Origin of the sequence: Adhaeribacter terrigena (assembly GCF_016623615.1) — a bacterium.
In the GTDB taxonomy this organism is placed as follows: Bacteria; Bacteroidota; Bacteroidia; order Cytophagales; family Hymenobacteraceae; genus Adhaeribacter_A; species Adhaeribacter_A terrigena.
In genome coordinates, this window is sequence record NZ_JAEHFX010000001.1 from 66,770 (window position 1) to 79,056 (window position 12,287).

The 12,287-nt window shown below is 41.3% G+C and carries 23 protein-coding genes; all 23 read left to right on the forward strand.

The features are described 5' to 3' along the window. Positions 1-294: 294 nt before the first annotated feature. The 23 genes from rpsL to rpmD all read left to right on the forward strand — a co-directional run bounded on the left by rpsL (position 295) and on the right by rpmD (position 12,287). Entirely contained in the window at positions 295-717 is a 423-nt protein-coding gene (gene rpsL, locus I5M27_RS00295) for a 30S ribosomal protein S12 (protein WP_200504033.1), read from the forward strand. An 18-nt stretch (positions 718-735) separates the two neighbouring features. After that, positions 736-1,203, forward strand: a complete 468-nt coding sequence (rpsG, locus tag I5M27_RS00300; protein WP_200504034.1) for a 30S ribosomal protein S7 — start codon at positions 736-738, stop codon at positions 1,201-1,203. 3 nt (positions 1,204-1,206) lie between these two features. After that, complete coding sequence (gene fusA, locus I5M27_RS00305) at positions 1,207-3,306, forward strand: elongation factor G (RefSeq protein ID WP_200504035.1); 2,100 nt, start codon at positions 1,207-1,209, stop codon at positions 3,304-3,306. Positions 3,307-3,317: 11 nt separating this feature from the next. Then, entirely contained in the window at positions 3,318-3,623 is a 306-nt protein-coding gene (rpsJ, locus tag I5M27_RS00310; protein ID WP_200504036.1) for a 30S ribosomal protein S10, read from the forward strand. Between the two features lie 185 nt (positions 3,624-3,808). Continuing rightward, on the forward strand, positions 3,809-4,426 hold the full coding sequence (rplC, locus tag I5M27_RS00315) for a 50S ribosomal protein L3 (RefSeq protein WP_200504037.1): 618 nt from the start codon (positions 3,809-3,811) through the stop codon (positions 4,424-4,426). Between the two features lies 1 nt (position 4,427). Further along, the gene (gene rplD / locus I5M27_RS00320) at positions 4,428-5,060 is read left to right on the forward strand and encodes a 50S ribosomal protein L4 (RefSeq protein WP_200504038.1); all 633 of its coding nucleotides are present in this window, start codon (positions 4,428-4,430) and stop codon (positions 5,058-5,060) included. Continuing rightward, the gene (gene rplW, locus I5M27_RS00325) at positions 5,060-5,347 is read left to right on the forward strand and encodes a 50S ribosomal protein L23 (RefSeq protein ID WP_200504039.1); all 288 of its coding nucleotides are present in this window, start codon (positions 5,060-5,062) and stop codon (positions 5,345-5,347) included. The genes rplD and rplW overlap by 1 nt, the downstream gene beginning before the upstream one ends. 13 nt (positions 5,348-5,360) lie before the next feature. Next, the gene (gene rplB / locus I5M27_RS00330) at positions 5,361-6,185 is read left to right on the forward strand and encodes a 50S ribosomal protein L2 (protein ID WP_200504040.1); all 825 of its coding nucleotides are present in this window, start codon (positions 5,361-5,363) and stop codon (positions 6,183-6,185) included. Next, the gene (gene rpsS / locus I5M27_RS00335; protein WP_200504041.1) at positions 6,186-6,464 is read left to right on the forward strand and encodes a 30S ribosomal protein S19; all 279 of its coding nucleotides are present in this window, start codon (positions 6,186-6,188) and stop codon (positions 6,462-6,464) included. 2 nt (positions 6,465-6,466) lie between these two features. Further along, positions 6,467-6,868, forward strand: a complete 402-nt coding sequence (rplV, locus tag I5M27_RS00340) for a 50S ribosomal protein L22 (RefSeq protein WP_200504042.1) — start codon at positions 6,467-6,469, stop codon at positions 6,866-6,868. A gap of 6 nt (positions 6,869-6,874) precedes the next feature. After that, entirely contained in the window at positions 6,875-7,702 is an 828-nt protein-coding gene (gene rpsC / locus I5M27_RS00345; RefSeq protein ID WP_200504043.1) for a 30S ribosomal protein S3, read from the forward strand. 32 nt (positions 7,703-7,734) lie between these two features. Further along, positions 7,735-8,160, forward strand: coding sequence for a 50S ribosomal protein L16 (rplP, locus tag I5M27_RS00350; protein WP_200504044.1), 426 nt, complete (start codon positions 7,735-7,737; stop codon positions 8,158-8,160). Between the two features lies 1 nt (position 8,161). After that, a complete protein-coding gene (gene rpmC / locus I5M27_RS00355) occupies positions 8,162-8,374 on the forward strand; it encodes a 50S ribosomal protein L29 (protein WP_200504045.1) in 213 nt (70 codons plus the stop codon). Position 8,375: 1 nt separating this feature from the next. Continuing rightward, the gene (rpsQ, locus tag I5M27_RS00360) at positions 8,376-8,633 is read left to right on the forward strand and encodes a 30S ribosomal protein S17 (protein ID WP_200504046.1); all 258 of its coding nucleotides are present in this window, start codon (positions 8,376-8,378) and stop codon (positions 8,631-8,633) included. Position 8,634: 1 nt separating this feature from the next. Beyond that, entirely contained in the window at positions 8,635-9,003 is a 369-nt protein-coding gene (rplN, locus tag I5M27_RS00365; RefSeq protein ID WP_200504047.1) for a 50S ribosomal protein L14, read from the forward strand. Position 9,004: 1 nt separating this feature from the next. Further along, positions 9,005-9,343 carry a 50S ribosomal protein L24 gene (gene rplX, locus I5M27_RS00370; protein WP_200504048.1) on the forward strand — a complete coding sequence of 113 codons (339 nt, stop codon included), beginning with the start codon at positions 9,005-9,007 and terminating at the stop codon, positions 9,341-9,343. Next, on the forward strand, positions 9,343-9,897 hold the full coding sequence (gene rplE, locus I5M27_RS00375; protein WP_200504049.1) for a 50S ribosomal protein L5: 555 nt from the start codon (positions 9,343-9,345) through the stop codon (positions 9,895-9,897). Before rplX ends, rplE begins: the two co-directional genes overlap by 1 nt. Before the next feature lie 4 nt (positions 9,898-9,901). Next, positions 9,902-10,171 (forward strand): 30S ribosomal protein S14, encoded by a 270-nt coding sequence (rpsN, locus tag I5M27_RS00380; protein ID WP_200504050.1) that lies wholly within the window; start codon positions 9,902-9,904, stop codon positions 10,169-10,171. Positions 10,172-10,254: 83 nt separating this feature from the next. Beyond that, the gene (gene rpsH / locus I5M27_RS00385; RefSeq protein ID WP_200504051.1) at positions 10,255-10,653 is read left to right on the forward strand and encodes a 30S ribosomal protein S8; all 399 of its coding nucleotides are present in this window, start codon (positions 10,255-10,257) and stop codon (positions 10,651-10,653) included. Between the two features lie 14 nt (positions 10,654-10,667). Next, on the forward strand, positions 10,668-11,222 hold the full coding sequence (rplF, locus tag I5M27_RS00390) for a 50S ribosomal protein L6 (protein WP_200504052.1): 555 nt from the start codon (positions 10,668-10,670) through the stop codon (positions 11,220-11,222). Between the two features lie 9 nt (positions 11,223-11,231). Further along, positions 11,232-11,579 carry a 50S ribosomal protein L18 gene (rplR, locus tag I5M27_RS00395; RefSeq protein ID WP_200504053.1) on the forward strand — a complete coding sequence of 116 codons (348 nt, stop codon included), beginning with the start codon at positions 11,232-11,234 and terminating at the stop codon, positions 11,577-11,579. 6 nt (positions 11,580-11,585) lie between these two features. Beyond that, complete coding sequence (gene rpsE, locus I5M27_RS00400) at positions 11,586-12,104, forward strand: 30S ribosomal protein S5 (RefSeq protein WP_200504054.1); 519 nt, start codon at positions 11,586-11,588, stop codon at positions 12,102-12,104. Positions 12,105-12,107: 3 nt separating this feature from the next. After that, positions 12,108-12,287: a 50S ribosomal protein L30 gene (gene rpmD / locus I5M27_RS00405; protein WP_200504055.1), complete on the forward strand. Its 180-nt coding sequence runs from the start codon at positions 12,108-12,110 to the stop codon at positions 12,285-12,287.

A 12,287-nucleotide genomic window follows, 5' to 3' on the forward strand; every position in this document is an offset into this window, starting at 1 on the left:
CCGAAGGGAACGCAAAAGTAAACAGAATTTTTGAAAAAACTAGGCTTAGCCGAATAAAAACGCTATGATATTTAAGAGAAAAAGTATGTAATCCAAATAAATTCAGTAATTTTGCAGCTCGAAATTTAAGCAGGTTAAAGAAATATGAGTAATTCAAAGCTCATTTAGGCGGTTCAAAAACGCGTAAGTGGCTTTAAATAATTACTTTAAAATATTTTTTGATTTTGCAATGGGAATTCTATACCTTTGCAAACTAAATTTTCGAGAAGAGTTCTATTTATAACAACTTTGTAAATGCCTACTATAAATCAGTTAGTAAGAAATGGAAGGGAGAAGTTAACCTTCAAATCGAAGTCTCCGGCTTTGGATTCATGCCCGCAGCGCCGTGGCGTTTGTACCCGTGTATACACCACAACGCCTAAAAAGCCAAACTCGGCAATGCGTAAAGTAGCCCGTGTACGTTTAACCAACCAGAAAGAGGTGAACGCATACATCCCGGGTGAAGGCCACAACCTGCAGGAGCACTCCATCGTGCTTATTCGCGGCGGTAGAGTTAAAGATTTGCCAGGTGTTCGTTACCATATCATTCGTGGCGCTTTAGATACAGCCGGTGTAAACGGTCGTACCCAACGTCGTTCTAAATACGGCGCTAAACGTCCGAAACCAGGACAGGTTGCAGCAGCCGGAAAAGGCGCACCAGCTAAAAAGAAAAAGTAATTAGTTAGCTAAATTATAATGAGAAAATCAAAACCAAAGAAGAGACTTCTTCTTCCTGATCCTAAATACAAAGAAACTTTAGTAACTCGTTTCGTTAACTATTTAATGTACGATGGCAAGAAAAGTGTTGCGTACAATATTTTTTACGATGCCTGCGATCTAGTAGAAAAAAGAACGAAAGAAAATGGTTTGGAAATGTGGCGCAAAGCCCTGAACAACATCATGCCAGGCGTAGAGGTGAAAAGCCGTCGCGTAGGTGGTGCTACTTTCCAAGTTCCAACCGAAGTTCGTCCGGACCGCAAAATCTCTTTGGGTATCAAATGGATGATCTTGTATTCACGCAAGCGTGGTGAGAAAACCATGATGGAGCGTTTAGCCGGCGAAATTATTGCTGCTGCTAAAGGCGAAGGTGCAGCCGTTAAGAAAAAAGACGATACGCACCGTATGGCAGAAGCGAACAAAGCATTCTCACATTTCAGATTCTAATAAATGGCTCGCGATTTAAGATATACAAGAAACATTGGTATTGCTGCGCACATCGATGCCGGTAAAACCACAACTACCGAGCGTATACTTTACTACACTGGTAAATCGCACAAATTAGGCGAGGTACACGAAGGCGGAGCTACAACCGACTGGATGGAACAGGAGCAGGAGCGTGGTATCACCATTACTTCGGCCGCTGTAACGGTAGACTGGACTTACAAAGGACAGCCATATCATATCAACATCATCGATACTCCAGGTCACGTAGACTTTACCGTAGAGGTAAACCGTTCCCTGCGCGTATTAGATGGTCTGGTGTTCCTTTTCTCAGCCGTTGATGGGGTAGAACCACAGTCAGAAACAAACTGGCGCCTGGCAAATAACTATAAAGTAGCCCGAATCGGTTTCGTAAATAAAATGGACCGCTCCGGCGCAGATTTCCTTGCTGTTTGTAAGCAAGTAAGAGAAATGCTGGGTAGCAATGCCGTAGCGCTTCAGTTACCAATAGGCTCTGAAGATAGCTTCAAAGGTGTAGTTGACCTGGTAAACTTCCGCGGAATGGTTTGGAATGAGCATGATAAAGGCATGACCTTTACTGAAGTTCCTATTCCAGACGATATGCTGGAAGAAGCCGAAGAATATCGTGAGAAATTACTGGAAGCAGTAGCAGATTACGATGAGAGACTGATGGAGAAATACTTCGAAGATCCTGCTTCTATTACGGAAGAGGAAATCATCGAAGCGCTGCGTAAAGCAACCATTGATATGGCCATCGTGCCAATGCTTTGCGGTTCTTCATTTAAGAACAAAGGTGTTCAGACCATGCTGGATTACGTAATGGCACTTTGCCCATCTCCGATGGATAAAGAAGCAATTTACGGAACAGATCCTGACACTGGTGCAGAAATAGCCCGTAAGCCGGATGTAAAAGAGCCATTTGCAGGATTAGCCTTTAAAATTGCTACTGACCCGTTTGTAGGCCGTCTGTGTTTCGTACGTGCTTATTCAGGTGTCCTTGAAGCAGGTTCTTACGTTTACAATACCCGTTCAAACAATAAAGAGCGTATCTCCCGTATCTTCCAGATGCACGCAAACAAACAGAATTCAATCGAAAGACTGGAAGCTGGTGACATCGGAGCGGTAGTAGGCTTTAAAGATATCAAAACCGGTGATACGCTGTGTGCTCAGGAAGCGAAGATCGTTCTGGAAGCGATGGAATTCCCTGAACCGGTAATAGGTTATGCCATTGAACCGAAAACGCAGGCAGACTCAGATAAACTGGGTATGGCTATCGGTAAACTGGTAGAAGAAGATCCGACCTTAGTGGTTAATACGGACCAGGAAACTGGGCAAACCATTCTGAGAGGTATGGGCGAACTTCACTTAGAGATCATCATCGACCGTCTGCGTCGTGAGTTCAAAGTTGAGATCAACCAGGGTGCACCTCAGGTTGCTTACAAAGAAGCGATCACAAAATCGGTTGAACACCGTGAGACTTATAAAAAGCAATCTGGTGGCCGTGGTAAATTCGGTGATATCGTATTCGAGATCGGACCGAGAGAAGACGACAAACCAGGACTTGAGTTTGTAAACAACATTGTTGGTGGTGTAATTCCAAAAGAATTTATTCCGCCAATCCAGAAAGGTTTCGAAGAGGCTATGAAATCCGGCGTTTTAGCAGGTTTCCCAATGGACTCCATGAAAGTTCGCCTTTTCCATGGTTCATACCACGATGTTGACTCCGATGCGCTTTCATTCGAACTGGCAGCTCGTCAGGGTTACAAAGAAGCAGCTAAGAAATGCGGTCCAAAATTATTGGAACCAATTATGGCTGTAGAGGTAATCACGCCTGATGAGTACACAGGTCCAGTAACAGGTGACTTGAACCGCAGAAGAGGTCTAATGAAAGGAATGGATACCAAAGCAGGTTCACAGGTAGTTAAAGCCGATGTTCCGCTGTCTGAACTTTTCGGATACGTTACAGATTTAAGAACAATCACTTCTGGCCGTGCAACTGCTTCGTTAACTTTCTCGCATTATGAGCAGGTTCCGCAAAACTTATCAGATGCAATAGTAGCTAAAGTAAAAGGTACCGCTAAGTAAGAATTAAGAAAATGAATCAGAAAATAAGAATTAAATTAAAATCTTACGATCATAACCTGGTTGATAAATCTTCTGAGAAGATCGTAAAAGCAGTAAAAGCAACCGGCGCGATCGTTAGCGGTCCGATTCCTTTGCCTACTGAAGTTGACAAATTTACCGTGTTGCGTTCGCCACACGTAAGCAAAAAAGCCCGTGAGCAATTCCAGCTTTGCACCTACAAGCGTTTGGTTGATATTTATTCAACCAGCTCTAAAACGGTAGATGCCTTAATGAAGCTTGAATTACCTAGCGGAGTAGATGTAGAGATCAAAGTTTGATTTTTACTGATAAATCTAAATAAAAAAAGGGAACCGATATACCGGTTCCTTTTTTTTATTTCCGGCTGTAAATAAAATATTTACAAACCAGTTTGGTTTAAACATTTTTATTTTAGTATCTTTGCACTCCCATAAACAAGCCGTTTTAGGGAAGTTAAATCATTTTAAATAAATCTTAAAGTAGAATGCCTGGAATAATCGGTAGAAAAATCGGAATGACAAGCCTCTTCACGCCTGAAGGTAAAAGTGTACCCTGCACGTTGATCGAAGCAGGACCATGCACTGTAACGCAGGTGAAAACAGTTGACAATGACGGCTATGCCGCGGTGCAATTGGGTTTTGGAGAGAGAAAAGAAAAAAACACACCAAATGCATTAGCCGGACACTTTAAAAAAGCTAACGCAACTCCTAAAAAGAAAGTTGTTGAATTCCGCTTGGAAGATACAACTTTATCATTAGGCGATATCGTGAAAGCTGATCTGTTTGAAGAAGGCGAATTCGTGGATGCGATCGGTACTTCAAAAGGTAAAGGTTTCCAGGGTGTTGTAAAGCGTTACAACTTCGCCGGTGTTGGTGGCCAGACCCACGGTCAGCATAACCGCGGTCGTCACCCAGGTTCCATTGGTGCCTGTTCATGGCCTTCACGCGTATTCAAAGGAATGCGTATGGCCGGCCGCATGGGTGGAGACAGAGTTAAAATTCAAAATCTGCGCGTACTTAAAGTAATCGCAGACAGAAATGTAATCGTAGTAAGTGGCTCCGTTCCAGGTGCCAAGAATTCATACATTGTATTAGAAAAATAAGATGGAGCTTTCTGTATTATCAATTAAAGGTCAGGATACCGGCAGAAAGGTTAAGCTTTCTGATGCTATATTCGGCATTGAGCCAAATGAGCATGCGATGTACCTGGACGTAAAGCAATACTTAGCTAACCAGCGCCAGGGTACGCACAAGTCTAAAGAGCGTAACGAAGTAGCAGGTACAACTAAAAAATTAAAGAAGCAAAAAGGAACAGGTGGAGCCCGTGCTGGTAGCATGAAGTCTCCTGTATTTATCGGTGGTGGTCGTGTATTCGGTCCACGTCCACGCAATTACAGCTTCAAATTAAATAAGAAACTGAAAGCAGTAGCGCGTTTATCAGCGCTTTCTTCTATGGCAAAAGATAACAAAATTGCCCTGGTGGAAAACATAGAAATGAACGCTGCAAAAACGAAAGATTTCGTTTCGATTCTTTCTAACCTGAAAGTTTCTGATAAGAAAACGTTAATGGTTACCGGTGCAGTAAACACCAACGTTGTACTTTCGGCACGTAACCTTCCAAGAGTAAAAGTATCGGTTGCAACAAGCTTATCTACTTACGATATCCTGAATGCTGAAACTGTATTGTTTACTGAGGAATCAATCAATTCATTAGAACAACTTTATAGCAACAAATAATGGAAATTTTAAAAAGACCATTGGTTACTGAAAAGATGACCGCTTTGAATGAAGCTGGAAAGTATGCATTCGAAGTAGATAAAAAAGCGAATAAAGTTGAGATCAAGAAAACGATTGAAAAGCTTTATGGCGTAACCGTTGAGAAAGTTTGCACAAACCGTACTCAGGGAAAACTGAAAGTTAAAATGACTAAAGCCGGAATGGTATCTGGTCGTAAACCAGCTATCAAAAAAGCAATTGTTACCCTGAAAGCAGGGGAATCAATTGATTTCTATAACGGTATCTAATTATTAATAAAAAATGGCTTTAAAGAAATTAAGACCGATAACACCAGGTCAGAGATTTAGAATAGCTCCAGCCTTCGATGAAATCACTTCATCAACGCCTGAGAAATCTCTGTTGGCACCTATAAAAAAATCTGGTGGACGGAATGATTCCGGTAAAATGACCATGCGCTACATAGGTGGCGGTCATAAGAAACAATACCGTATGATCGATTTCAAGCGGACAAAGTTTGGTGTACCTGCAGTAGTTAAAACTATTGAATACGATCCAAACCGGACTGCTCGTATCGCGCTGGTATACTATGCAGATGGTGAAAAAGCTTATATCATCGCACCTGCTGGTTTAGCAGTAGGTACAACAATTGTTTCTGGTCCTGGTATTGCTCCGGAAGTTGGTAACTGTTTACCGCTTTCCGATATGCCACTGGGTACAATTATCCATAATATTGAGCTAATGCCAGGTAATGGTGGTATCCTTGCCCGTTCCGCTGGTTCTTATGCTCAGTTAGTTGCTCGGGAAGGCCGTTATGCTACTATCAAATTGCCTTCAGGCGAAATGAGAATGGTGTTGGTTAATTGCATGGCAACGGTAGGAACAGTTTCAAACTCAGATCACATGAATGTGAATATGGGTAAAGCTGGCCGTAACCGTTGGAAAGGTGTACGTCCGCGCGTTCGTGGTGTTGCTATGAACCCGGTAGATCACCCAATGGGTGGTGGTGAAGGTAAGTCTTCAGGCGGTCACCCACGCTCACGTAAAGGTTTATTATCAAAAGGTAAGAAAACTAGAAATAAGAATAAATATTCCGAGCAGCTAATCGTTAATAGAGGTAAAAAATAAATGGGAAGATCATTAAAAAAAGGGCCTTATATTGACTTTAGGCTCGAGAAAAAAGTTCAGGCCTTAGAAGAAACAGGCAAGAAAACAGTAGTGAAAACCTGGTCTAGAAGATCAATGATTTCACCTGATTTCGTTGGACATACATTTGCAGTTCATAACGGTAATAAATTCATTCCGGTTTATGTAACTGAAAACATGGTAGGACATAAACTTGGCGAATTTGCTCCAACCAGAAACTTTAGAGGCCACGTAGCTAAAAAAGATAAAGGCAAGAGATAATCATGGAAGCAGTAGCAAAACTAAGAAACGTACCTACCTCACCGCGCAAAATGCGCCTGGTAGCGAATATGGTACGCGGAAAGCAAGTGAACAGTGCATTAGGCATCTTGAAATTTGAAGCCAATTCAGGTGCTGAAAAAATCGAGAAACTTCTTTTATCCGCTTTATCTAACTGGCAGGCCAAAAATGAAGATGCCCGTATCGAAGATTCAAACCTTTACATCAAAGAGATCTTTGTTGATGAAGGCCGTACTTTGAAACGTCTTCGTCCTGCGCCACAAGGCCGTGGTCACCGGATCCGTAAAAGATCAAACCACATTACCTTGATCATCGATGCGAAATCTGATGAAGAAATGGTATCTAAAAAAGCAAAAAAAGCTGAATCAACCACTAAAGCCAAATAAGTTAAGATGGGACAAAAAGTAAATCCGATTGGTCTTCGCCTGGGTATTGTAAAAGGGTGGGACTCTAACTGGTACGGTGGTAAAGATTTCGCTGAGAAGCTGGTTGAAGACGAAAAAATTAGAAAATACATTCTTGCTCGTATCCCTAAAGGCGGTATTTCTAAGATTGTAATTGAGCGTACCTTAAAAAGAATCACTATTACTATTAATACAGCCCGCCCGGGTGTAGTAATTGGTAAAGGTGGTCAGGAAGTGGATAAAATTAAAGAAGAGTTAAAAAAGATCACGAGCAAAGACGTTCAGATCAATATCTTCGAAATTAAACGCCCTGAACTTGATGCTAAACTTGTAGGCGAATCTGTTGCCCAGCAGTTACAAGCCCGTATCTCTTTCCGTCGTGCTATGAAGCAGGCTATTTCTTCTGCTTTGCGCGTAGGAGCTGAAGGTATCAAAATCCAGGTATCAGGCCGTTTAGGCGGTGCTGAGATGGCTCGTACTGAACATTACAAAGAAGGAAGAACACCACTTCATACCTTACGTGCTGATATCGATTATGCGCTTTCAGAAGCACAAACCGTTTATGGTAAGTTAGGTATTAAAGTTTGGATCTTCAAAGGCGAGATCTACGGTAAAAAAGATCTTTCTCCTAACCAGGTTCCGGCTGAAAGCAAATCTGCTTCAGGTGGTCCACGCGGCGAAAGAAATGAACGTTCTGACCGCGGTGAGCGTTCAGGTCGTCGTAATGACCGTGGAGGCGAAAGAGGCGGACGTGATAAAGCCGATGGTGCAGCACCACGTCGCAATAACTCCGGTGGTAATAAACCACGCCGTTAATCATATAAAGTTAACTTCAAGTTTTTTTTAAGATGTTACAACCAAAAAGAACGAAATATAGAAAAATGATGAAGGGGCGGGTGACTGGTTTAGCTAACCGGGGCAGCTCCATCTCATTTGGCTCTTTCGCGATAAAATCATTAGAAGCATCCTGGATCACCAGCCGCCAGATTGAAGCGGCCCGTATTGCAATGACCCGCGCTATGAAGCGTGAAGGCCAGGTTTGGATCCGTATTTTCCCTGACAAACCTATTACCAAGAAACCAGCCGAAGTACGTATGGGTAAAGGTAAAGGTTCTCCAGAGTATTGGGTAGCCTGTGTAAAACCAGGTACCATTATGTTCGAATCTGATGGCGTGTCATTAGAGATTGCACAGGAATCCCTACGGTTAGCTGCTCAGAAGCTGCCGGTAAGAACGAAATTTGTAGTACGTAGAGATTACGTTGAGAGCAAGTAGTATGAAAAAAACAGATATCAAAGGCCTTTCTCTCGACGAATTGAAGGCCCAGGTGATCACAGAACGCACCAATAGCCAGAATCTTAAATTTGCGCATTCTATTTCACCTTTGGAAAACCCATTAAAGATTAAAGAAAGCAGAAAGCAAATCGCTCGTCTGAATACTGAAATCCGTAACCGGGAAATCGCTTTAAACTCCCAAAACGCAAAGTAAAATGCAAGAGAGAAATTTAAGAAAAGAAAGAAGCGGTAGAGTTGTTAGCAATAAAATGGACAAATCTATCACTGTTTTGGTTGAGAGCCGGACGAAGCATCCGATCTATGGCAAATTCCTCACCAAATCCAATAAGTTTATGGCTCATGACGAAAACAATGAGTGCGGTATTGGTGATACAGTTCGCATTATGGAAACCCGTCCGTTGAGCAAAAATAAAAACTGGCGTTTAGTTGAAATTATAGAGAGGGCTAAATAAGATGATACAGCAAGAATCTAGATTATCTGTTGCCGATAATAGCGGTGCAAAAGAAGTTCTTTGCATTCGTGTATTAGGTGGAACAGGAAAAAAATATGCTTCGATCGGTGATAAGATCGTAGTGACTGTTAAGTCAGCTTTATCTTCCGGAAACATTAAGAAAGGTACTGTTTCTAAAGCAGTTATCGTACGCACTAAAAAAGAGATCCGTCGTAAGGATGGTTCTTATATTCGTTTCGACGATAATGCTGCAGTATTACTGAATAATAACGATGAGCCACGCGGAACACGTATTTTTGGTCCGGTTGCACGTGAACTCCGTGAAAAACAGTTCATGAAAATTGTATCTTTAGCCCCTGAAGTTTTATAAGATGAAAACAGTAGTAACAAAGACAGCAAAACTTCATGTTAAAACCGGCGATACTGTAAAAGTTATAGCAGGTGATGAAAAAGGCAAAACTGGCAAAATTACCTCGGTTGATACAAAAAACGCGCGCGTAATTGTTGAAGGTTTAAACCTGGTAACGAAGCATAGCAAACCAAGTGCGAAAAATCCACAGGGTGGAATTGACAAAATGGAAGCAGGCATTAATGCCAGCAACGTGATGTTGATTGAAGGCAAAAAAGGTATTGCTACACGAACTGGAAAACGTATTAATAAAAGCGGTAAATTAGAGCGTTATTCTAAAAAATCCGGGGAGGCATTATAATGGCATCAGCAAGATTAAAAGAAAAATACGAAAAAGAAGTAATGCCTGCACTGAAAGAAAAATTTCAGTACAAAAGCATTATGCAGGTTCCCCGCATTACCAAGATCAGCATCAACCGCGGTATTGGTAACGCAGTGGCCGATAAAAAACTGGTTGATATCGGAGTAGAAGAACTAACTACTATCAGCGGTCAGAAGGCAGTTCCTACAAAGGCCAAGAATTCTATCTCTAACTTTAAGTTACGAGAAGGTATGCCGATCGGCGCAAGGGTAACCCTGCGTGGTGAGCGGATGTACGAATTCTTAGACCGTCTGTTAACGATCGCCCTTCCACGAGTACGCGACTTTAAAGGCGTAAACGACAAAGGTTTTGATGGCCGTGGAAATTATACATTAGGTATCAAGGAGCAAATCATCTTCCCTGAAATTTCTATTGATAAGATCAAGTCAATAGCAGGTATGGATATTACGTTTGTAACTACAGCTCAGAACGATGAGGAAAGCTACGAACTGTTGAAAGCTTTTGGTATGCCTTTTACAAACGTAAAGAAATAATATAATGGCTAAAGAATCAGTAAAAGCCCGCGAATTAAAAAGAATTGCAACAGTAGCAAAGTATGCTGAGAAGCGGAAAGAATTAAAAGCTGCTGGTGATTATGAAGCCTTGGATAAACTTCCAAAAAATGCTTCCCCAGTTCGTTTACACAATCGTTGCAAACTTACAGGCCGTCCAAGAGGATATATGCGTAAGTTTGGCATTTCACGGGTAACATTCCGTGAGCTTGCATCTGCTGGTAAAATTCCAGGTGTAACAAAGTCAAGCTGGTAGGTAACAATTTAGTTTTAGTATTTAATAAATTGTAGTATCTTTGCGGCTCGCTAAGAGCTTAATATACTTTTAATATAGTAACAATGAATACAGATCCAATAGCGGATTACTTAACCCGGTTGCGTAATGCCATTAAGGCAAATCACCGCGTGGTAGAAATTCCGTCCAGCAAGATAAAAAAAGAGATCACTAAGGTACTTTACGAGAAAGGATATATTCAGAGCTACCGCTTTGATGATGCCTCAGTTCAAGGTACTATCAAAATTGCTTTGAAATACAATCCTGCTACAAAGCAATCTGCAATCGTAAACCTTGAAAGAATTTCAAAGCCTGGTTTACGTAAATATGCCCATATTGAAAACCTGCCGCGGGTATTGAATGGCTTAGGTATAGCTATTCTTTCAACTTCTAAAGGTGTAATTACCGAAAAAGAAGCTCGCAATTTAAATGTAGGTGGCGAAGTTTTATGTTACGTATATTAAAAGTTGGTTAAGAGATGTCGCGTATAGGTAAATTACCAATTACACTTCCTGAAAAAGTGGAAGTTACAGTATCTTCAAATAACGAAGTTATTGTGAAAGGCCCTAAAGGCTCCTTATCTACAATGGTTGACCGTGATATTACTGTTTCGCAAGAGGGTAATACTTTAGTGGTTGAAAGACCAACAGAGCAAAAGCGTCACAAAGCAATGCACGGTCTGTACCGTTCTTTGATCAACAATATGATTGTTGGGGTAAGCCAGGGTTATAAAGAAGATCTGGAACTCGTTGGTGTAGGTTATAAGGCTACTATGGCTGGTACTACTTTAGAATTAGCGTTAGGCTATTCACACAATATTTTCCTTTCATTACCAGATGAAGTTAAAGCAACTGCAGTAACTGAAAAAGGTAAAGCTCCGGTTATCACTCTTGAAAGCATCGATAAACAACTGATCGGACAGGTAGCTGCTAAGATCAGATCGCTGCGTAAAGTTGAGCCATACAAAGGCAAAGGTATCCGTTTCGTTGGTGAAGTGGTTCGTAGAAAAGCTGGTAAAACTGCTTCTAAATAAGAATTAATCATGGCTGTAAATAAAGAACTAAGAAGATTACGTATCAAAAGAGGTATCCGGAATAAAATTTCCGGTACTTCTGTGAGACCTAGACTGTCTGTATTTAGAAGTAACAAAAATATCTACGCTCAAATCATTGACGATTTGTCTGGCCGTACTTTGGCTGCAGTTTCTTCTGCTAAAACTGAAAGCGCAACTAATAAAGTTGCGACTTCAGTGGAAGTTGGAAAGCAGATTGCACAGAAAGCACTTGAGCTTGGTATTTCAAGTGTGGTATTTGACCGTTCGGGTTACCTTTATCATGGACGTGTAAAATCATTGGCCGACGGTGCACGTGAGGCTGGACTTAAATTCTAATTTGATATGATAAAGAATAATGTACGTGCGGTTAAGGCCAGTGAAACGGATCTTAAAGAACGCGTAGTTGCAATCAAACGGGTTGCAAAAGTAGTAAAAGGTGGTCGTCGTTTCAGTTTCTCCGCTATTGTAGTTGTTGGGGACGGTAACGGTACAGTTGGCTACGGATTAGGAAAGGCAAATGAAGTTACCGATGCAATAGCTAAAGGTATTGATGATGCCAAGAAAAATCTTGTTAAAGTTCCTCTTTACCATCATACTGTTCCTCATGCAATTGAAGGTAAATATTCCGGTGGTTTTGTTTTAGTTAAGCCGGCTGCGCCAGGTACAGGTGTTCTTGCTGGTGGTGCAATGCGTGCTGTTCTAGAGAGTGCAGGAATTAAAGACGTTTTAGCTAAGTCTAAAGGTTCTTCTAACCCGCATAACGTAGTAAAAGCTACTTTTGATGCATTGTCTAAAATGCGTGATCCTCTTGTGGTTGCTAAGCAACGTGGTATTTCACTTTCAAAAGTTTTTAACGGATAATCCATGGCACAGGTAACAATAACTCAGGTAAAAAGCATTATTGACAAGCCTGAGAACCAAAAGCTTACAATGAAAGCTTTAGGATTAGGTAAAATTAGCAAATCAGTTACTGTTGAGTTAACTCCACAAATTGCTGGTATGGTTAATAAAGTTCAACATTTAGTATCTGTAAAAAATTTATAA